The 20,988-nt window shown below is 47.7% G+C and carries 19 protein-coding genes and 1 pseudogene; 6 read left to right on the top strand and 14 right to left on the bottom strand.

All coding sequences use genetic code 11. The features are described 5' to 3' along the window. Window positions 1-8: 8 nt before the first annotated feature. The 3 genes from BAZ21_RS10565 to BAZ21_RS10555 all read right to left on the bottom strand — a co-directional run bounded on the left by BAZ21_RS10565 (window position 9) and on the right by BAZ21_RS10555 (window position 3,661). The gene (locus BAZ21_RS10565) at window positions 9-821 is read right to left on the bottom strand and encodes an ABC transporter ATP-binding protein (RefSeq protein WP_068499736.1); all 813 of its coding nucleotides are present in this window, start codon (window positions 819-821) and stop codon (window positions 9-11) included. Next, on the bottom strand, window positions 818-1,906 hold the full coding sequence (locus tag BAZ21_RS10560) for an ABC transporter substrate-binding protein (protein ID WP_068499733.1): 1,089 nt from the start codon (window positions 1,904-1,906) through the stop codon (window positions 818-820). The genes BAZ21_RS10565 and BAZ21_RS10560 overlap by 4 nt, the downstream gene beginning before the upstream one ends. A 237-nt stretch (window positions 1,907-2,143) precedes the next feature. After that, entirely contained in the window at window positions 2,144-3,661 is a 1,518-nt protein-coding gene (locus BAZ21_RS10555) for a carboxypeptidase M32 (protein ID WP_068499730.1), read from the bottom strand. Between the two features lie 257 nt (window positions 3,662-3,918). Here BAZ21_RS10555 and BAZ21_RS10550 point away from each other — a divergent pair, with 257 nt between their 5' ends. The 4 genes from BAZ21_RS10550 (at window position 3,919) to BAZ21_RS10535 (ending at window position 6,286) form a co-directional block, all read left to right on the top strand. Then, on the top strand, window positions 3,919-4,482 hold the full coding sequence (locus tag BAZ21_RS10550; protein ID WP_068499727.1) for a beta-class carbonic anhydrase: 564 nt from the start codon (window positions 3,919-3,921) through the stop codon (window positions 4,480-4,482). A gap of 335 nt (window positions 4,483-4,817) precedes the next feature. Further along, complete coding sequence (locus BAZ21_RS10545) at window positions 4,818-5,390, top strand: PadR family transcriptional regulator (protein WP_068499725.1); 573 nt, start codon at window positions 4,818-4,820, stop codon at window positions 5,388-5,390. A gap of 158 nt (window positions 5,391-5,548) precedes the next feature. Next, a complete protein-coding gene (locus BAZ21_RS10540; RefSeq protein ID WP_068499722.1) occupies window positions 5,549-6,004 on the top strand; it encodes a hypothetical protein in 456 nt (151 codons plus the stop codon). A gap of 3 nt (window positions 6,005-6,007) precedes the next feature. Further along, window positions 6,008-6,286: a YxcD family protein gene (locus tag BAZ21_RS10535; RefSeq protein WP_068499719.1), complete on the top strand. Its 279-nt coding sequence runs from the start codon at window positions 6,008-6,010 to the stop codon at window positions 6,284-6,286. A gap of 163 nt (window positions 6,287-6,449) precedes the next feature. Here the strand turns inward: BAZ21_RS10535 and BAZ21_RS10530 are convergent, their stop codons facing one another. The 11 genes and pseudogenes from BAZ21_RS10530 to araA all read right to left on the bottom strand — a co-directional run bounded on the left by BAZ21_RS10530 (window position 6,450) and on the right by araA (window position 19,040). Then, entirely contained in the window at window positions 6,450-7,307 is an 858-nt protein-coding gene (locus BAZ21_RS10530) for an STM4011 family radical SAM protein (RefSeq protein WP_068499716.1), read from the bottom strand. Continuing rightward, window positions 7,304-8,731 (bottom strand): STM4012 family radical SAM protein, encoded by a 1,428-nt coding sequence (locus BAZ21_RS10525; RefSeq protein WP_068499714.1) that lies wholly within the window; start codon window positions 8,729-8,731, stop codon window positions 7,304-7,306. Before BAZ21_RS10525 ends, BAZ21_RS10530 begins: the two co-directional genes overlap by 4 nt. Before the next feature lie 47 nt (window positions 8,732-8,778). Further along, entirely contained in the window at window positions 8,779-9,561 is a 783-nt protein-coding gene (locus tag BAZ21_RS10520) for an STM4013/SEN3800 family hydrolase (protein WP_068499712.1), read from the bottom strand. After that, window positions 9,554-10,894 carry an STM4014 family protein gene (locus tag BAZ21_RS10515; RefSeq protein WP_068499710.1) on the bottom strand — a complete coding sequence of 447 codons (1,341 nt, stop codon included), beginning with the start codon at window positions 10,892-10,894 and terminating at the stop codon, window positions 9,554-9,556. The genes BAZ21_RS10520 and BAZ21_RS10515 overlap by 8 nt, the downstream gene beginning before the upstream one ends. Before the next feature lie 18 nt (window positions 10,895-10,912). Beyond that, a complete protein-coding gene (locus BAZ21_RS10510) occupies window positions 10,913-11,755 on the bottom strand; it encodes an STM4015 family protein (RefSeq protein WP_068499707.1) in 843 nt (280 codons plus the stop codon). A gap of 279 nt (window positions 11,756-12,034) precedes the next feature. After that, complete coding sequence (locus BAZ21_RS10505; protein WP_068499705.1) at window positions 12,035-13,501, bottom strand: efflux RND transporter periplasmic adaptor subunit; 1,467 nt, start codon at window positions 13,499-13,501, stop codon at window positions 12,035-12,037. 70 nt (window positions 13,502-13,571) lie between these two features. After that, entirely contained in the window at window positions 13,572-15,089 is a 1,518-nt protein-coding gene (locus BAZ21_RS10500; protein WP_068499702.1) for a DHA2 family efflux MFS transporter permease subunit, read from the bottom strand. A 15-nt stretch (window positions 15,090-15,104) separates the two neighbouring features. Then, window positions 15,105-15,758 carry an HlyD family secretion protein gene (locus tag BAZ21_RS10495; protein WP_068499697.1) on the bottom strand — a complete coding sequence of 218 codons (654 nt, stop codon included), beginning with the start codon at window positions 15,756-15,758 and terminating at the stop codon, window positions 15,105-15,107. A gap of 307 nt (window positions 15,759-16,065) precedes the next feature. Further along, window positions 16,066-16,867: pseudogene (locus tag BAZ21_RS10490) on the bottom strand (hypothetical protein). A 20-nt stretch (window positions 16,868-16,887) separates the two neighbouring features. Next, complete coding sequence (locus BAZ21_RS10485) at window positions 16,888-17,346, bottom strand: flavodoxin (RefSeq protein ID WP_068499692.1); 459 nt, start codon at window positions 17,344-17,346, stop codon at window positions 16,888-16,890. A gap of 212 nt (window positions 17,347-17,558) precedes the next feature. Further along, entirely contained in the window at window positions 17,559-19,040 is a 1,482-nt protein-coding gene (gene araA / locus BAZ21_RS10480) for an L-arabinose isomerase (RefSeq protein ID WP_068499689.1), read from the bottom strand. A 328-nt stretch (window positions 19,041-19,368) separates the two neighbouring features. On the opposite strand from araA, the gene BAZ21_RS10475 reads away from it, so the two are divergent. After that, window positions 19,369-20,232: a class I SAM-dependent methyltransferase gene (locus BAZ21_RS10475; protein WP_068499686.1), complete on the top strand. Its 864-nt coding sequence runs from the start codon at window positions 19,369-19,371 to the stop codon at window positions 20,230-20,232. Between the two features lie 8 nt (window positions 20,233-20,240). Then, a complete protein-coding gene (locus BAZ21_RS10470) occupies window positions 20,241-20,987 on the top strand; it encodes an RluA family pseudouridine synthase (protein WP_068499683.1) in 747 nt (248 codons plus the stop codon). Window position 20,988 lies beyond the last annotated feature (1 nt).

Here is a 20,988-nt window from a genome sequence, read left to right as displayed (position 1 = left end):
GGTTCAACTCACTCCTTTGCTCCCGAAACCTCCAGTTCGCCCCATATTTCATGAAAAAGCTCATTAAAGCCCGGCTGCTCACGTGCATAAAAAGGTTGAGCTTCTCGAATGGATTCTGGAATGTCGAAGGTACGCCGGATATGGCCCGGATTACGGCCCAGCACAATAATTCGGTCGCTGACCGCAATCGCCTCGGCCAAATCGTGTGTAACCAAAATAGCTGTCTTTCCCCGCTTACGCAAGGTTTCGGCAATCAGGTCTTCCAGTTGCAGCTTGGTCTGATAATCCAGCGCAGAGAACGGCTCATCCAGCAGCAGCAGTCCCGGATTGGTCGCCAGCGTTCTCACCAGCGCCACACGCTGGCGCATTCCTCCAGACAGCTGGGACGGATGCAGATGCTCCTTCCCTCCCAGGCCCATGCTCTCCAGCAGCAGCCGTGTCTGCTCGCGCGAAGCCTCATCTACCCTTTTGCCCAGCTCCAGACCCAGCAAAGCGTTATCCATAATCGTCCGCCAAGGGAACAGATAGTCCTGCTGTAGCATATAGCCAACCTCCGGGCTCGGGCCGTTTACTGGCCGTCCTTGCAGCAGCACCTGGCCCGCTGCTGGACGTAGCAGCCCGGCGATCATGGACAGAATCGTCGTTTTGCCACAACCGCTCGGGCCGACCAAGCTGACGAATTCTCCTGCCGCCACGGAAAAATCAATATGCTCAACCGCCAGCGAAGCTTCCCGATCCGTTACATACACATGCGTCACTTGCTCCAGTCTCACCATCGGGACCGATACATCCGAAGGGTGATCGCCTCGATCCTCGATCATGGCGAACCTCCGGTGTCGGCACCTGCATCCGCAGCTTCGGTCTTGCTCGCTTTTGCAGACGAGTCGGTGTTTTCGGCAGAATCTGCCGAAATGGCCTGCTGTGCAAAGCTCGTATTCACCAGCTTATCCAGTGCAACAGGGCTTTTCAGCTCTCCCGCCGAGCTCATGACATCCTGTAAATTCTTCCATTCCTTTTCTTCAATAATCGGGTTCAAAGCATAGGTATCTTGTTCCTTATAACGCTTGATACTGCTCGTCAGAATCGCCAAATCTGTATCCTTGAAAAAGGGCGTAATCGCCTCGGCAATCTGTTCAGGTGAATGTGTAGCAATCCACTGCTGGGCCCGGTATACAGCGTTTGTAAATTTTTGCGCAGTCGCGGCATTCGTGTTCAGATAGCTTTGTTTAGCCATATATACCGTGTATGGCAGCTCGCCACTCTCCACACCGATAGAGGCAACTACCCGTCCACGGCCTTCCTTTTCAAAAATAGATGCCTGTGGCTCAAACAACTGCACATAATTCCCTGTCCCGGAGCCGAAAGCAGAGGCCACGTTGGCAAAATCAATATTTTGAATCAGCTTCAAATCCTGACGAGGATCGATGCCGTGCTTGCGCAGCGTAAATTCCAGCGACATTTGTGGCATTCCACCCTTGCGTTGCCCCAGAAAATTTTGTTTTTTCAGCTTTTCCCAGTCAAAGCTCCCCTGCGTTTGACGAGCAAACAGAAACGTTCCGTCCTTCTGTGTCAGTTGGGCAAAATTAATAACAGGGTCCTCTGCCCCTTGCTGATACACATAAATGGATGTTTCTGCGCCAATCAGTGCGATATCCGCCTGATTGGACAGCAACGCCGTCATTGCCTTATCACCACCGGGAATGGTCGCCAATTGGACATCCAGTCCCTCTTGAGCAAACATCCCCTGGCTCAAGGCCACATACTGCGGCGCATAAAAGACCGTGCGGGCTACCTCACCCAGTCTGATCTCAATCATCTGCTCCCCTTTGGGTGCGCACCCGCTGAGCAGCAACAATCCGAGCAGTGCCGCAGCCACCACAGCTTTGCAACGAGCGCCGGTTTTCATCCTTGTTCCCTCCCCACCTTTTTCATCGTTGATTTCATATATTGTTATGCATCTGTCTATATAATGGTTAATCGCACATAAGAAAAACGTCCAGCGACGTACTTTCAGGGAAGCCAGACCGCGTTTAGCGGAAGTTTTTCTTGCGATTATAAAATCGTTCAGCTCTGCTGAACCATTCTATAATCTAAAAACCCCGCGTTCGCCCAGGAACGCGGGGTAGGTGCACATAGGATCACATTACAGCTCGTATATGGATGTATATTTTTCTTCCAGATAGTCGGCAAGATAATCCGGGTTCAGATCCTCACCCGTAATGGCTACAATCAGCTCGGACGGCGTCCGGCTCTTGCCATAACGATAAATCCGTTCGGTCAGCCATTGCCCGATCGGCTCAAGCTCTCCAGCAGCAATCAGCTCATCCAGGTTCGGCAACTCCTTGCGCAGCGTCGCCAAAATTTGCGCCGCATACATATTGCCAAGCGAGTAAGAGGCAAAATAGCCAAAATCACCACCGGACCAGTGAACGTCCTGAAGTACGCCCAGCCCGTCATTTGGCGGGAGAAGCCCCAGATACTCCTTATATTTCGCATTCCACACCTCTGGAAGGCGCTTCACATCCAGCTTATCATTAAACAACATTTTTTCAATTTCATAGCGGATAATGATATGTAAGTTATATGTGAGCTCATCCGCTTCAATCCGAATTAATGAATTTTCCACGCGGTTAACAGCCCGGTAGAATTGCTCTGCCGTAACCTTCGCCAAACGATCAGGAAAATGCATTTGCAAGTCTTGGTAATATCGATCCCAGAAAGCACGACTGCGTCCGATTTTATTTTCCCACAAGCGGGACTGGGATTCATGAATCCCCATGGAGGTTCCTCCTGACAGGAGCGATCCTGCCAGTTCAGGGGCAATATTTTGCTCATACAACGCATGACCACCTTCATGCAGTGAACTGAAAATAGCACTGATCACATCATCTTGCAAATAATGTGTTGTTATGCGCACATCACCCGGATTTAATCCTGTTGCAAAAGGATGTACACTTTCATCCAAACGACCTGCGTCAAAGTCATAACCCATTTGTCCCAAAATAAACAGGCTGAACTTCTCCTGCTGCTTCACATCAAACACACCGTCCAGAAAGCTCTTATCCGGCTGGTTTGGTGAAGCCTGGATTTTGGACAATAACGGTACAAGACGCTTTTTAAGCCGATCAAACACGACATCCAGCTTCTCAACGGTCATACCCGGCTCATATTGATCCAAAAGCGTGTCATATTCCGTGTCCTTGATTCCCCAGTAACCGATGAATTCACGCTTCATATCCACGATTTTTGACAGATACGGTTCGAATCCGGCAAAATCACTGTGTCCCTTCGCTTCCTCCCATTTGCTCTCGGCCTGCGCAGCAAGAGTGCTGTATTCCCGGTAACGATCTGCCGGAACCGAGCGATTCAGATCATAATCTTTACGGCATTCGTTCACTAATCTGCGATCATTGTCTTCCAATTGCTCCAGCTTGTCCTCTGCGGCAAAAAATTGCAACAATTGTCCCATTTCATCCGAGATCATCAGCTTGAACATTTCAGTGGACAATATCCCCAACGTTTCCGAACGAATGTCAACACCTTTACGCGGAGCACCTGTACGTAAATCCCAGTGCAGCAGCCCCACTGCTTCGCCATAACTGCTGATTTTGTGAGAAAGCTCCTTTAATGCCGTTAATTGCTCCAACGTCTGTTGCTCCATTATTGAAGTCACCTCTTTAACTAAAAATGGATAAAACTTTACAATGCTTATACTTGATGATAATGATATTAAAAAGTATAATCAACACACACCATGCACAGCCAGCTTCTGATACACATTTAAAAGACATCAGAACTACATATCGATAAAGGAATTAAGCCTGATTTACGGCCTGTGCTGACCGGAATTAGGCTTCTTCCATGCTGGTCTGTCGCTAATCATAATTAAAAAATAAATAGGTTACGGAGGGAACTATCGTGGATCACATCAAAGAGATTTTGGAATACAATCGTGTTTTCGTTGAAAACAAGGAATACGAGGCCTATCGTACAGGCAAGTTCCCTAATAAAAGAATGGTCATCATTACGTGTATGGATACACGGCTAACCGAGCTGCTGCCTAAAGCCATGAATCTGCGCAACGGGGATGTCAAAATTATTAAAAATGCCGGTGCAATCATCTCCCAGCCTTTCGGAAGTGTAATGCGTAGCGTACTGGTCGCCCTGTATGAGCTGGAAGCGGACGAGGTACTCGTTATAGGCCACTATGAATGCGGTATGGCTGCGCTGAACGCCGACCATATGGTCAATGAAATGCTGGATCGCGGCATTTCGCAAGAAGTGCTGAATACGCTGGAAAACTCGGGAATCAAGCTGAACAAATGGCTGAAAGGTTTTGACAATATTGAGGAAGGGGTCGGAAGTACTGTGAAACTTATCAAAAATCACCCTCTTCTCCCGCCCAATACACCTGTTCACGGGATGGTCATTCATCCGGACACCGGAGAGTTAACGCTTGTCGTTGACGGAAACCAGCAGTAAGCTTTTCAAAAGCCATAAAAACGATTCTCTTGTCGTTGGTCCTTGGAACAACGGTCTGTTCGCGGAGCGTTCATCTGAAGTGCCGACAAATATCCTTCTCTAAGCAAAGGGGCGCCCCATAGCCATTTCTATGGCTTTTGGGGCACCCCTTTTTTATGAAAAAAAAATCATATGTGCAGGCCAAATGATCAGAGCAATTGGAGACAAATCGATGAACGCTCTGTGTGAAAGTTGTCAAACCATACAGTTTCAGTGTACACTTTTTATGAAGCTGCAGAATATCTGTTACAGAGCTGCTACAACCGTTACTATAATGGATGAAGGAGATAAGATCGATGAATTTACTATCGTATGGTCTGTTGGGGCTTCTCGCCAGAGAAGAATCCTCCGGTTATGATCTGATGTTGCGTATCCAGCCTTTTTGGCAGGCCAAGCACAGCCAGATTTATCCGCTGCTGTCCCGTATGGAGAGCAAGGAACTACTAGCCTCCCGCTGGATTCAACAGTCCGACAAGCCTGATAAAAAAATATACACCATTACCGACAAGGGAATCCATATGCTTCAGCAATGGTCTCAGGAATCGGTGGCTGCTCCAATCACACGGGATGAATTAAGTCTTCGACTGTTCTGCCTTTGGTTGACAGACAAAAGCAGTGCCAACCGCATGCTGGAGGAACGCAAACGCCATTTCATTCAGAAAATCCAGCATTTGGAGGATATACTGGAGCGCATTCCTGCAGAAGATTTACATTTTGGCAGTAAGAACTTTGGTGACTACATTTTAGTGCAAAAAGGACTTATGAACGCCAAAGCAGGTTTAGAATGGTGTCAGTTAGTTTTGCGCATGCTGCTTGCCGGGGACGTCAGACCGGACACAAATCCGTTTGCGCTTAAATCGCAAGGCTGAATGGATTAGTCCATTCAAGCATGGGATTCAGGTATCGTTATCATTAAATTTTAAAAATTTAAATTCTTTGAAACCCTTTTCCATTCATATCGTATTACGGGTAAGCGGTTGTTTGACCAATATCAAAGCAATTTACCACTAAGGGGGATTATATTTACATGAAGAAAACATTTACTTTAAAAAATATGATGATGCTAATGATGGCTTTTACATTGTTGATTGCTATGATTGCACCGTCTACAGCTGATGCGAGGCGAAGTGGCGGATTTAAATCCGGTCCAAAATCATATCAATCTACACCAAGCAAGGCGAATGACAGCAGCGGCATCAATAAGTCTGATAGCGGAACTAAATCCAGTGCAGCTACGGGCAACACAAGCAGAACCGGTGGATTCCTCGGCGGTGGCGGCGGGTTCCTCAAAGGGATGATGCTGGGTGGCTTGGCAGGTATGCTCTTTGGCGGACTGTTTGGCAACATGGGTGCACTGGGCAGCTTGCTCGGCCTTGCCGTCAACGTTCTTGCCATATACGTCCTGATCATGGTTGGTGTAGGTATCTACCGTGCCATCAAAAATCGCCGCAGACCTGATGACTCCCGTGGAGGACGTTACTAAGCCATGATTTTGAGTATGGATGAGATTATTAACGCCATTTGTTTGCATATGGCTGAACGCAAGGGCGTTCAGCCCACCGATGTGGTTGTGGAACTAAGCTGGGAAGAGGACACCGGTTATACAGCCGAAGTTCATGTACAGGGCCGCAGTCAGTATTTGGTAGAGGCGAACATGATTGAGGCTATCCTGCGTTATCTGCATTCCGAATACAATATTCGTGCCTATCGCGAGCAGGTCCAATTGGATTTGGATGAAGAAATTACGGCTATTGTCCAAACCTAAACATATACTGCACAGAATAGTCTTACTGAGCATGTTACAAAACAGCAGAACCGACCTTTGCTTGATGCAAGGTCGGTTCTTTTTTGGATTGTAGCCACCTAGAAATTTAAGCTCTGATGGTTGGCATCCTATCTTTTCACAAAGCCGATGGAATATCATCTTGCTAATCAATAGCGGGCACCCTTTCGAGCAAGCCGCTACCGTACATTTGCCGAAACGGCTGCTCCTCCATATGGATATAGCCGATATAGCAGCCGCATTCTTTCATCTGGCACGGGCGCTTGGCGCTCAGACCTTCCAGACCATCTCTGTAAAGATGTCCAATCACACGTCGATCCTGATAGCAATGCTTTACTCGTCCGTCGCCTTGGACATAAAATACATCCTCTCCGGCACGACATGCTCGTCCCTGACTGCTGTAATCCTGCAAATTCCATTGAAAATAGGGGTCGATTGCGGCCAATTCCTCAATCTCGGCATCGGTATAATAATGGGGTCGATCCTTATAGGCGTTGATCCACAAATAAACATCCTTTGGAAGTTTCGATCGCAAGGAGTGAATAGCCGGGAATGCCTGTCTTAATCCGACTGTACCGACACTATAGGAAATACCAAGCTCATATAGCTTCATAGCGTGTGATATAAAGGCCTGCTCTTTCGTCTCTCCAGGGTGATATGTAGCCCACAATGCAGCAGTCTCCGGATTCAATTCCTTCGTCCAATCCAGCTTGGCCGATAGATTCGTCTGTACTGCCACTTTTTCCACATGCGCCATATGGGAAAATTCAATCATAGTCCTGCGATACCAAGAATGAATCAAGGCTTCTCCATACGGATTAAAAAAAATGGAGAGTCGATGTCCCAAAGCTCCCTGTTCTCGTACCCAATCGGCAAAACGCTCCAACTGTGCCCGATCCTTGTCCAACGTCTCCCGACTATCCACGTTTTTACTAAACGGACAGTAAGGACAAGCATAGTTGCAGGAGGTCAACGAACCACGATAATATAGGGTTGCTCTCATGCTCCTGCGTACCCTTCCATACGTTCCCGTACAGCCGTGGAGATCATCCAGTCACCAATCGCATCAGAATAGGCCATTCCTTCCTCCGTGAGTCGCAGTGTCCCCTCCTCAACGACCGCCATACCCGATTCCAGCAGCAACGACATGCCAGTAAAATCTTCCGGCAAAGATACACCGAAACGCTCTGCGTAGGCAGACAGCTTCAAACCTTCCCGATGAAGCAGCGCTTTTAAAATAAAACGCCGTTTGCTCTCTTCCTCATTTAAAATAAAACCGTAGTCCGCCAGATCATGACGCTCCGCTGCAACAAAATCTGCGATAATACTGCGAGTAGCTGCGGCGCTAACACCGTACCGGCTGGCATAGTGCACATTGCGTGTATAAGAGCGTGCGCCACAGCCCAGACCCGCCATGCCTTCCTCCTGACAGCTATATGGCAAAAGCTCCTTGCCGGACGCACCCTCAGTTTTAGCAAAACGGCGCATGGAATATTGTATATATCCTGCCTGCTTAAGTCTTTCGCGTGCTGCTTCGTACAAGCTTAGACGAATATCATGCTCCAGTCCGGTATAACCCGGCTTTAAAATCGTATTTTCTCGTATATATAGCGGGTAAAGGAAAATCTCTCCCGGAGAGTAAGACAGGGCTTCTTCCAATGAATACAGCCAGGTGTCCACCGTTTGACCAGGCAGACCATAGATCAGATCCACGTTCAGCAAAGGAAAATTATACTCCACCAGCCGTGCGAGCGCTTCACGCACAAGCTTGGGCTTCTGCGGTCGGTAAATGGCCGCACTTTCTGATTCCACAAAGCTTTGGATTCCCATGCTGACACGGTCTGTCCCGCGGCGTTTGAGCACCTCCAGCCGATCCTCGGTCACCGTATCGGGAGAGGTTTCCACCGAAATGGAAGCACGCTTAGGGTTCAGTCCCATTATATTCTCTGCAATGTCAAACAGGCGCTCCACCAAAGGAGCTTCCAGCAATGTCGGTGTACCGCCGCCGATGGCAAAACGCGAAAAAGGCCGCCCGTTCATAATAGGTGCCCATTGCCGGGCTTGTCTTTCAAGCGCATCCACATACTCCTTATGTACATCCAGCCGCTTGTCCGGCAAGGTGAACAGGTTGCAAAAGCCACAGCGAGCTGCGCAAAACGGAATATGCATATACAAAAAGTAGCTCTCCAGCTCCTCCTGCTCCCACAATTCTCGTAATGAAAGCGGAGTATCAAACGCCCGATAAGCCGTTTTGTGCGGATAAGAATACAAATAGGAACGGTAAGGAGCTTCACGGATCGCTCGTGCCCATTGCGCAGGGTTCTCAGACCACGAAAACTTAGACGCTGTCGAGCTTTCGTCCTTCCCCGAAGGGGTATCGACAATTGCTCCTGTTGGATATGGATGGTTCGGATTCATGGCTTTCATTTTCTGCTCCCTCCTCGCGCTGGATTGATTTCTATATTTCTTTAGTCTTACAAAATAAATTCGCGATAAGGCACATTCCATACGACCTCATGTGCCAGACGATGCCCTTCGTAGCCATCCTCCCCATAAGCCGTACCATGATCGGAAAAAGCCATACAAAACGTCTTGCCCCGCTTCCGTAAAGCATCAAACAAGCGTCCAAGCTGTCCATCCACATACCGCAAGGCGGCTCGCTGGGACTCCACTGAATCCTTAACGGCACCCTCCACAAAATAATGATTAGGCCCATGGATCGCTGATACATTCAGAAACAAAAACAGCCGTTGTGCCGGGTCCGCCTTCTCCAGCAGCTTCAAGGCATGACTCACCTGATGCTCCGTCGAGCGGGGATTCGTCACGCCAAAGGTCATACGCCAGTAGCTTTCTTGAAAATACCCCGGCAGCACCTTGGCCAGCTTATTTTTCTTAGTGAAAAAAATAACACCACCGATACAGATGGTCCGATAGCCCTCGTTTTCCAGCCCGGACACGATATCCGGAGCATCAAACAGCCAGGTGTTTGGATGCGTGCGCAGTCCTGTATCCTTGGTGTGAAACAACCGGATATGCGAACCCTTATCCGTATTCGCAGGCGTCGGCAAAAATCCGCCAAAAAAAGCATGATGTGCGGCATAGGTAAAGCTTCCGGGTGTATGGCGTTTTTCCCACGGTCCAGAGCCGCATAAATTCGGGCAGTTCTCTTCCTCCAGCTTCGCTACATCATATCGCAGCGTATCAAGCGTAATCATGACAATATCATGAGAGCCGACAATTTGGTTCATATTAGTCATCATCAGTCTTTCCTTTCAAAGCCGCACTTCCATTGGTCAGCTGCAGCATTTCCCATTCATACGGATTCCAGCCCTGATGTTGTACCCGGTACAGTAAATCCCCGAACGGATTAACATCCAGCACATAGGGACGACCGCCATGAGCTGGAACCAGCACGTCTAGCCCAGCGACGCTGGAAGCCGGAAAAACACTCATGGCGGCTTCCGCAGTAAGCCGGATCGATTCCACCGTGCCTGGTGACAAGCCAGCCTCCTCCAGCAAAAGCCGCTCATTACGTAAATGCAGATTCGTGATGGGGCTGCGGCTCAAACGTAAAACCGCATGGCAAGCCTCTGCTCCGCATACGAGCTGGCGCACATCATACACGCGCCCATTCAGGGTTGCTTTGGGAATCCAGCGCTCCACATGTACCCCTTCCATGCATAGCCAGGTCAGGATGGCATGAATATCCTGCTTGTCTGTATAACGGCGCAGGCGTCCCACATTGTAATACACTCGTTGGCCTTGTACGATTTCCGTTCCAATCGTGGTCACCGCCAGCTCTGCCTGAGTCTGGGGATGTACCTGATAAGCCATCACTCCAGATGCTCCGGAGCCACAAAATATTTTCACAAATACACGGTGAAATCCGCTCACCTTCATTGCCGTATGCAGATCGGAAGTATCACGAAATACTCCATCTGAGGGTAAAAGCACTGGCGGAACCCTTATGCCCGCCTTGCCTAATATGACGCTGCAACGTCGCTTATCGAACATCACTGCCACTTCCGCCGGATCATTCATCCAGCGTGACAAGGGCCATAGCAGCGCCGCTTCATGCCGCAGCCAGGCCAGCAGACGACAATAGCCCCGGAACCATTGCGCCGGGTGCCAAATACGGCCGTGCTGCTCCTGCAGACGCCGCGCTTCTGCCGTCGAAATACCTGTACCTTGTGTCCATTCCGAGCATGGCAACAGTGAATCATCCCCTTCAGCATCCGGGGCGCCAAGAGCGATCAGCTCACGCTCTACCTCAAAGCTTTCCCCTGGTGCATCCAGTCGGAGCAGCGGACTACTGCCCGCCTGCCCCGCCAGTACTCGAACGATGCTTTGTTGCACATGCACACTGCCATGCACGTGATCTGATGTAGCTTGTGCTGCTATTTGAACCATCAGCTCACCCAGACTGCGTTTCTCCCGAATGGCTCGCAGCACATCTCTATAGGAAACCTCCACCGCGGGGGAAAGCTTCAATTTGCTACGCGCCGCTTGTAGTCCCGTGGTCCGACGATTACCCGGATTTCCGAACAAAATAAACGGCTCGCTGGCACTACTGTTTGATATCTCAACCATAAAGCCACCTCAATAGAATTACTCCGTCAATGATGGATAACGCCAATCATCTTCCTCGTCTGCTTCCTGCTGATCATCCACGTTCACAGATAATCCAGAGCTTTTCCAGCGCTGCATCATTTCACTGGACATATAATGATAGCTCAAATCCAGATGCTTCAATCCTTTGATACTCTCACTAGCCAATAGAGCCTCTGCTCCTTGATCTGACAACGTACCCTGGGACAGATCCAGCACTTCCAGTTGTCCGATCACTGGGGCATTCGCTGCTGCAATCGCAATTTCATCCTGTAATTCGCTATCCTTTAGCCCCAAATATGTAAGCTTGGGAAAAGGATTGTTGTCCAAAAACGGTAAAACATCCTTCAGACCGCCGTCAAAACCGTATTCATCCACACCCAAATACAGCTCCAGCTTACACAGCTCAGGCAGTTCGGCATGATATATTTGCTGGAGGACGCTGGCAGGCAGACCACCGCAAATAATAACCAATTCCTGAAGGTGGCTATGATGAAGCGGCTCCAAGCTCAGATCCTGGCTTCCTTTGACATAAAAAGACTTCAATGCTGGAAACGCTTCTAGCAGCGGGGACAGATTCGTTTGATTAATCCACGAAACCTCACACTCATCATATTCCATATCACCGATAAACAGCTTGCGTAGCTTCGGAAATTGATCTTTATGCTTCACCAGCACCGGGATAAAATCCTCAGGTGAATTTTCATAGGCTCCGCCCCAATCCCCAATAATCAGATCTGTAATTTCCGCGCTCTCCGGCTTGGTTGCCAGCTCTTCAATCAATTTAGCCATCGTTTGTCCACTCTCATAAGCATCAAAATCCACTACCAATTTTACTTCCATTGTTACAATTCCTCCGATCGTTCATCTGAGAATGTAATAAATCCCTGTCTAGTAGACTATCTATTTCCAATTTAGTCTATCCTATCATACCAATGTTCGTCAAAAATAGCCTCTTTCCGACATTAATCCTATGTAAAATATGCGTCATAAAATAAAAACAGGCCGACCGATAAGTTGTATCGATCTGGCCTGCTCATGTACTTCATCATAAATCTCTACTACTATTTATATAGTAAGAATATATAGTACGAAAAACAAAACTTAGATTTCAGAACCAAGTTACTGGCTGATTGTAATTGGTGAATTGTCGGATAGCAGCGCCAGGTTATTCACAATTACATTCTCATCATTGCTCAAGCCGCTGGTAACCAGTGTTTGCGAGCCTGATGTTTGAACGGATTTCACTTCCTTGCGTTTTGCATGGTCTCCGTTTACAACATATACATATTCTTTACCTTGATCCTTTTGAACTGCTGCGGTAGGAACAACAATGCCTTCTTGCGCATTGGCAGCGACGAAGCTGATATCAGCCAACATACCGGATTTCAATTTCATATCCGGGTTCGCTACCGAGATTTTCACAGGGTAGCCTTTGCCGCTGGCATCTAACGGGCTTACACTTTTAACTGTACCTGTTGTTACAATATTGGATGCTGCTACACGAACCTGTACCTTGTCACCCACTTTAACATTGTTGATCTGTTCAGCTGGAACATAGATCAGTGTATTGACTGTACTCAGATTGGCAATGACCAGCGCAGGAGCCTGAGCGGATACCATTTCGCCAACTTCTGCATTCTTTGTACCTACAATACCGTTAATCGGTGATGTAATTACGGTGTCGTCCAGTGCATCTTGCGCAATACTAACATTCAGTTGGGCCTGTTTGAAAGATTGCTGACTGGACTCAATGACCGCAGTATTTTGAGATACCTTAAGCTGATTTTGCGCATTGCTATAGCCGCTGTTGGCATTACTGTAGCTATTTTTTGCCGTATCATAGCTGTTACGAGCTGTAGTGAGTGCCTTTTGAGCAGCTACCAGCTGATCTTGAGCATTAGCTTGTGCATTTTGTGCATTTTCGTAAGCCGTTTGCGCGTTCACGACAGCTGTTTTTGCTTGTTCTAATTGAGCTTGGGTGCTTGCACCTGCATCAAACAGGCTTTGTGTACGTGTCACATTTTTCTGAGCATCTGCCAAAGCTTGCTGTGTTTGTTTCACCGTATTGGCTGCCGAGGAGACACCATGTGTCGCCTGTTCTACTGCTGTAGTGGCCTGATTAATAGCGCCCTGCGCCTGATTGATTGCACTTTGGGATTGAATCACACCGCTCTTGGACTGTACCACGCCAGAGTTGGCTTGAACCAAGGATGATTCGTGGGATGCTTGAGCACTGCTTACCCCGGCTGCCGCTGCTGCTGCTGCTGCACGGGCTTTCGCAACATTGTTCCGCATATCCTTATCATCAAGTTTGAACAACACTTGACCTTGTTTGACCTCCGAGCCGATATCTACAGGCAGTTCAACCACTTTACCGCCTACTTTAGGCACGATATTCACCGTCTCCGAAGGTGTGACAGTACCTGTATAGATGTTTCCCTGTCCGATGATACCCTGCTGTGCTTGGCTGATCTTAACCGGAACAACCATGTCCTGCGCTGCTCCGCTATTACTGGAGCAGCCTGCCAACACTGCGCCGCCGAGGACCAAAGCCGCTAATGTACTTTCTACTCTCAATATTTTCATGATAATTCCCTTTCTTTCTGTCCGTGGAAATAATGTAAGCCATTCAGTCGATATTTTTGTACTTCTTTGATTAAGCTTCCGGCTGTGTCTTTGCTTTCTTCCTCTGAATAAACAAAAAGATGAGTGGAATCGTGCAAAACAGCGGTATAGATGAAATAAGGAACGTATCCCCAATTCCTCTCGATGTAGCATCCAGTGTGATTAAACTACTTATGGATGACATCCATGAGCTGCCCAGTGTCGCTTGTAGCGTATGAGCCGAGTCTTGTGTAATGGACTCGGAAATTTGTTGGGCATGAGCTGCCGAACGGCTTTGCATAATCGCGGTCAGCACCGCAATCGCCATAGATGCAGCCACGGTGCGTACCAGATTGGATGCTGTAGATGCATTGGCTACCTTGCTCGGATGAACAGCGTTCATGCCGACCGTGGATAATGGCATCATACAGATACCAATTCCCAGCCCCCGTAACGCCATTACCGTTTCCAGCCAGGCATGCGAAGTATCTGGCGTAAGCTGATGAAGGTGATACGTCATAAAGCTGGTTAGCGTCAGACCTACAAGACCCAGAGGCACAATACCAAACTTATCAAACAGCCGCCCGGCAATAGGCATCATAGCCGCCATCGCAATGGCCTGTGGAATGAGGATAATACCGGTATCAATCGGCGATACACGCTGAATATTTTGCAAAAATAGCGGTGTTAAGAACGTTCCTCCGTACATCCCCATCATGACCAGACTGGAGGCAATAACACTAATCGTATATTTTGAATTCTTGAATAATGAAATTTCAATTACAGCATTATCCTTGCCGCTTTCTACATAGATGAGAAAGACAAGTGCCCAGAAAGCAATAAACAGCAAGGATACAATTCCAAAAGAAGTCCAGCCATCACGCTGACCATTTGTCAGTGCGTACAAAAGTGTTCCAGCGCAAGTTGCGGCCAGCAAAAAGCCCGGTAGATCAAACGGCTTCGGCTTTACTTTAGGCGGCTCTTTGATGAGGAGAATGACCATTAAAATGGCAAATAAAGCAACAGGCAGACTGACAATAAACAAGAAACGCCAGTTAAACCATTCAATTAAGTAGCCGCTCAGCGTAGGTCCTACAGCTGGCGCAGCCATTGCGGCAATCCCCCATATACCAAGGGACATCCCAATTTGTTCACGCGGCATGATTTTGTAAATAATCGTCATACTCAGCGGCATAATAACACCGCCGCCCAGACCAGCCAGCACACGCGCCGCGATCAGGGAAGAATCACTCCATGCAAAAATACATACTCCTGTTCCCAGCGAGAACACGCTGAGGGCAAGAATCAAAAACTTTTTGTATCCGATACGCTGCTCCATATATCCGGTAATCGGGACGATTACGCCGGATGCAAGCGTGTAACCTGTAATAACCCACTGAATACGTGTCGTCGTTGATCCTAAGTCCGTCGTCAATCGTGGAATGGCGACATTGATCAGACTGTTGTTCAGAATGGCGACAAAGGCGCCTAAAACGATAGCAAAAAAGGCAAGCCAGCGTTCTTTGGAAGAATCTGTCGAAGGAGCAGCAGCAGTTTCATTGGCAGCCACATGGACCCCTCCTTTTTAAGATGTATGAATTTTTACTTCCACGTTCGTTCCAGGAATGAGCTTCAAATCCTTCGGCTTGTTCACGGCAATTTCTACAGGTACACGTTGAGTCACCTTATTAAAGTTACCACTTGTGTTCACAGCAGGAACGAGCGAAAACACTGCATTTGAAGCCTCGCCCACTTTGCGAACCTTACCTTGAATGACCTGGTCACCTGCTGCATCAAGCGTAATGTCAACAAGCTGCCCTGGTTTAATGCGGTTAATATCGGTTTCTTCAATATTCGTGGACACATACAGGCTGTTCATATCAACCATAGTCGCTACAGCACTACCCGGTGTTCCGATTTCATGCTCCTTCGAATAAATCTTAATCACAGTTCCGTTAATCGGCGCACGCAGTACAGACTTGCTAATCATACTTGCATCCAGTCCCGATACATCCTGCTCGGCAATCGGTTCATCGCGCTGCAGTACATCGCCCTCTTCCACATCAATGTGGCTAATCTCTCCAGAGATTTGCGGCATCACCTTATACTGATCGGCTTGAATACGCGCATCGTCACTTTTAACAAAGTGTGTTGCCTGATACCAATAATAGTAGCCAATAGCTCCCCCGCTCAGAATGAGCAGTACGATGAGAATCGGCAATACAGTTTTCTTACTCACTTGTTCCACCTCTGTTGTCCAAAAAATTTTTATTATTCAACGCTAATATTTTAAAATTGAAATATTAGGCCATTAAACCAAAATTAGAACGTAAAATAACGCATGGCTACATACCATGCAAACAGGACTTATTTTATGTACATAAAACAAGCTAACCCATGCTCACAAACTGCCCTCTATATTTAAATATTTTCATATAACTATCGTACATTGAAATATTATAGATATATTTATCTATTCAGGCAATACAAATTTTCATTTTTTTCATAATTTTTTTCACAAAAAAGAACCTTGTCTCCAAGGCCCTTCATGAAATGGAATAGTTTGATTTACGATTTTTCGCCTCCTGCTCCTCTTTTTTGTTGGTTAGCGGTTCCATTATCCTGGGATCGTTGCTGTCCCATGCAATTTCCGCAACGGCAGCGTGCTGTGCTCCTATGCACATCGTCTCTGGAATCCCGCAAAAGCTGTACGTAATCCAAAGATTGTTGCAAAGAAGCGGGCCCTGGGATAAAGCGAATCTTCTTGCCTTCCAGCAGACAATATACCTCAATAAGCTGTGGCAGAGCCCCAAATGCATAATGACAGAATACATTCGTCAAATGTTGAAATGTATGAATGACATTAGGATTATAGTCCACGATATACTTTTGAATCAGTAAAGAATCGGCTCCAGCTGATAGCTGCCAGGCAGCCTGAACAATCAGTGAAATATCGACCTTGAGTTCAGGCACTGGCGTAGAAAATTGTTCATACAGCATTACCGGCGTGAGCAGGTCCTTGTTTAAGGCACATATTTTAGACAGTTCACCTGACACTTTATTTTTGATGTCCCAATAGTGGAACAACGATTCAAAGCCGTTGGGCTGCTTGGGCCACCATTTCTCAAGTACATACTGGACGGGGACTTCCCGTCGCACCTCTACTTCCATTCCAAAGTATTCGTTCAGTGCATGGCCTACCGCATATTGAACCCGTTGCCGCCAATTCCAGCCCTCGCGTCCGCGTTTTGCCTGTGACGGATGGGTTGGCTGCGGCGTTCTCCACATCTCCTCAAGCTGATAGTCGTGCAGAAGAGGAAAACCGCTTAAGCTATCGCTACTGCGCATACCTATCCCTCACTCTCATCTCAGGACACTCCAATACCCGCCTGTGCAAATTGTCTTCCATAGGCCCGGCAATTTTCCTTGTCATCATCCAATGGGTTGAATTCAATCTTCAGGCTCTCCTGAATCACTGAGGCGCCGCGTTCTTTAACTTTTTCCTCCACCAAATCAACCGCACCACAGAATTGCTCATAAGAAGTATCTCCACTGCCAAATACAGCCGTCTTTTTGCCCGACAGATCAAGTTCATCCATTTCCTCATAAAAATCTAAAAATTCATCAGGAAGCTCACCATCTCCCCAAGTATATACCCCCAGCAGGAACCCATCATATTCGAGCAGCTCTTGCGCGTTGCAATCATATGAAGCCTTTAATTCTGCCTCATGCCCTGCTTGGCGAACGCCCTCGGCAATCAATTCCGCAATTTCCTCAGTGTTACCGGTCAAACTGGCATAAGCAATCAAGATTTTACCCAAGTTCATCCCTCACCTTTACTTGAAATATGGGATGCTTTCATTCCCTATTACTCAAATAATATTTGATAATGATTCTCATTGTCAAATATAAATTTTGAACAAGGCTTTTATCCATGGTAAAAACACACACAAAACAGCCGCATCACATGCGGCTGTTCGCTAATAAAGCCTATGAATAAGCACCTTTTATAATGAGCCTGCTTATTTATTGTTTTTACTTATTTATTGCGCCAGTACAACTCATTCCATTGCAGTTCTTGACGGAACTGGCGAATATTCGTGTTGTTATCAATAACAACAGCTTCTATGCCTGTCAGCTCAGCGTAATCAAGCAATTGCTCAGTGGTTACAGCATAGGACAATACCGTATGATGTGCTCCCCCCGCATGAATCCATGCTTCGGCGGATACTTCAAGCGAAGGCTCAGGTTTCCACAAAACACTGGCTACAGGCAGCTTAGGCATGTTGTGTTTATTTTCCACAGCCTGAATTTGGTTAATGATCAGACGGAAACGGCCTTTCAATTCAATGATGGACGCTACAAGTGCGTTACCTGGTTTACCTTCAAAAATAAGACGAGCCGGGTCGGCTTTACCGCCAATACCCAACGGTTGGACATCAATACGCGGTTTGTTTACAGCAATGGTAGGGCACACCTCCAGCATATGTGATCCCATAATTAATTCATTACCTGACGCCAGATGGTAGGTGTAGTCTTCCATAAAGGAAGTATCCACATTGTTAGCCATCAGCTTCATCAGGCGCGTCAATGCTGCTGTTTTCCAGTCACCTTCACCGCCAAAGCCGTAGCCTTGAGCCATCAAGCGTTGAGCAGCCAAACCAGGCAGCTGCTTCAGTCCATGCAGATCCTCGAACGTTGTGGTAAAGGCTCCGAAGTCCCCCGCTTCCAAAAACTTCTTCATGCCTAATTCGATACGAGCCTGTTCCAGAATGGAATCACGAACCGCTCCCGGCTGCTTCGCTGCTGCGGACAATTCATACAGTTCATTGTATTCTTCGAACAATGCACTGATTTCGCCTTCCGTCACGTTATTCACAATTTCAACCAGATCACCCACACCATAGCCGTTGATCGACCAGCCTAATTGGGCTTGAGCAGTTACTTTGTTACCATCGGTAACCGCAACTTCACGCATATTATCACCAAAACGTGCTACTTTGAGGTTTTGGCTTTCGCTATAAGCAGCCGCAGTAGACATCCAGCTGCCAATGCGTTTTTGAACCCCTTCTTCCTCCCAATAGCCAACAACGACTTTGCGTGTTACATCCAGGCGTGCACCGATAAAGCCAAATTCACGGTCACCATGTGCGGATTGATTCAGGTTCATAAAGTCCATATCGATGCTATCCCAAGGGATATCACGGTTAAATTGAGTGTGCAGATGCAGCAAAGGCTTCGCCAAACGAGTCAAGCCGGCAATCCACATCTTCGCTGGAGAAAACGTATGCATCCACGTAATAATCCCTGCACACAGGTCATCCCCATTCGCATCAATAATCAAACGACGGATTGCGTCGGAATTCGTCAGTACAGGTTTCAATACAACTTCAAACGGCAAATGACCGCTGCGGTTCAATCCTTCTACAATTTTGCGGGAATGCTCTTGTACCTGATCAAGCGTTTCGGGTCCATACAAATGCTGACTTCCTGTAGCAAACCAAAATTTAAACGGTTTCATAATTCAAAATTCCTCCTGTCAGGAAATAAGTATAATTGCAGCTGTGTCATAAATAGAAATATTATGTACGTACAATCTAATCCGTTTTTCATTATTATACTGAAAAATGGATAGTTGTACGTACAAGTGGGATTGACTTCATTTTAATATGGAAGCGCTCTAATTACAAGTACATCTGAAAAAAATATTTTGTCTCTGTCCTCCTGCCTGTTACTTTGATGGAATCATTCGATTGTTGCTAAGGTTTGTTGTACAATAGATTCCATATGGGGATTTTGTGCAGCGTGCTGCCGGAATCCTGAATTGACTGCTGAAGGATGGATTGTACATGTATGTAGCACAAGGATGGAAAGACTATGAAGTTATGGATACAGGCGGTGGCGAAAAACTGGAGCGCTGGGGCGATATTGTCCTGCGTCGTCCCGATCCGCAAATTATATGGCCTTTGACCCAGGAAACAGCCGAATGGCGTAATGTTCATGGGCATTACCACCGCAGCTCTTCCGGGGGCGGCCAATGGGATATGAAAAAGCCTATCCCTGAGCGCTGGACGATCGGCTACGGACCGCTTAAATTCCACATTAAACCGACCAGCTTCAAGCATACCGGTCTTTTTCCGGAACAGGCAGCAAACTGGAGCTGGATGATGGATAAAATCAAAGGAGCAGGCAGACCGATCTCCGTACTGAACTTGTTTGCCTACACAGGAGGAGCCACTACGGCCGCAGCGTATGCCGGGGCCAGCGTAGTTCACGTGGATGCCGCCAAAGGCATGGTACAGTGGGCGAAGGAGAATGTGCATTTGTCCGGACTGGCCGACCGACCGGTACGCTTTATTACAGACGACGTGTTTAAGTTCGTGCAACGTGAACAGCGCAGAGGCAACCGTTATGATGCGATTATTATGGACCCTCCTTCTTACGGACGCGGACCAAACGGAGAAACTTGGAAGCTTGAAGAAAGCCTGTATCCGTTTCTGGAATCCTGCATGAGCATCATCTCGGATCAACCGTTGTTTGTGCTGATCAACTCCTATACCACTGGTATTTCACCTACTGTACTGCATAATATGCTGAGCATGACTATGCAACAAAAGTACGGCGGACAAATTAGCGCTGGTGAAATCGGATTACCAATCACGCGCTCGGGATTGAATTTACCTTGCGGTATTCTCGGACGCTGGGAGGCTTAATTCCCTTTATGACTCAAGATGAACTTACCCGACACGGGCATGCAGAACCGAATATTCCTGTTTTATATGAGGACAATCATGTTTTGGCGGTTGTAAAGCCCGTCAACGTTCCGACACAAGAGGACTCCAGCGGAGATCCTGATCTGCTGTCGTTACTCAAGGAAGACCTTAAAATCAGACACAATAAGCCTGGCAACGTCTTTTTGGGCCTGGTTCACAGACTGGATCGCCCTGTAGGCGGAGCCATGATCTTTGCCAAGACGTCCAAGGCTGCTTCGCGCCTGTCAGAATCGGTTCGAGGCCGCCATTTCCGCAAAATGTATACAGCGGTCCTGAATGGTGTTCCCGCGGCTCCGCAAGGTCGTCTGACCCATTACCTGCTAAAGGATAGCCGCACGAACACCGTTCAAGCTGTTCGGCACGGCACGGCTGGCGCCAAGGAAGCTATTTTGGAGTATCGCGTGCTTGGGCAAGTAGATGGGCTCAGTCTGGTGCAGATTAAACTGCATACCGGACGCTCGCACCAAATTCGTGTGCAAATGCAGGCGATCGGCTGTCCTCTCTACGGGGATCAAAAATATGGTGGCAGCCTGAGCCGCCCCGGTCAACAGCTCGCACTCTGGTCCTTGCTTGCTGGCGCACCGCATCCAGTCAGCAAGGAGGATATGAGTTTTCACTCGCTGCCTCCCGCCCAATTTCCGTGGAGCGAGTGGCCTGTGTCGCTTTATGAGAGCATGATTATGCCTGGAAATTGAG

The organism is Paenibacillus kribbensis (genome assembly GCF_001705305.1).
Classification (GTDB): Bacteria; Bacillota; Bacilli; order Paenibacillales; family Paenibacillaceae; genus Paenibacillus; species Paenibacillus kribbensis_B.
Note: the sequence above shows the minus strand (reverse complement) of the source record. Positions and strands in the feature narration are given on the sequence as shown.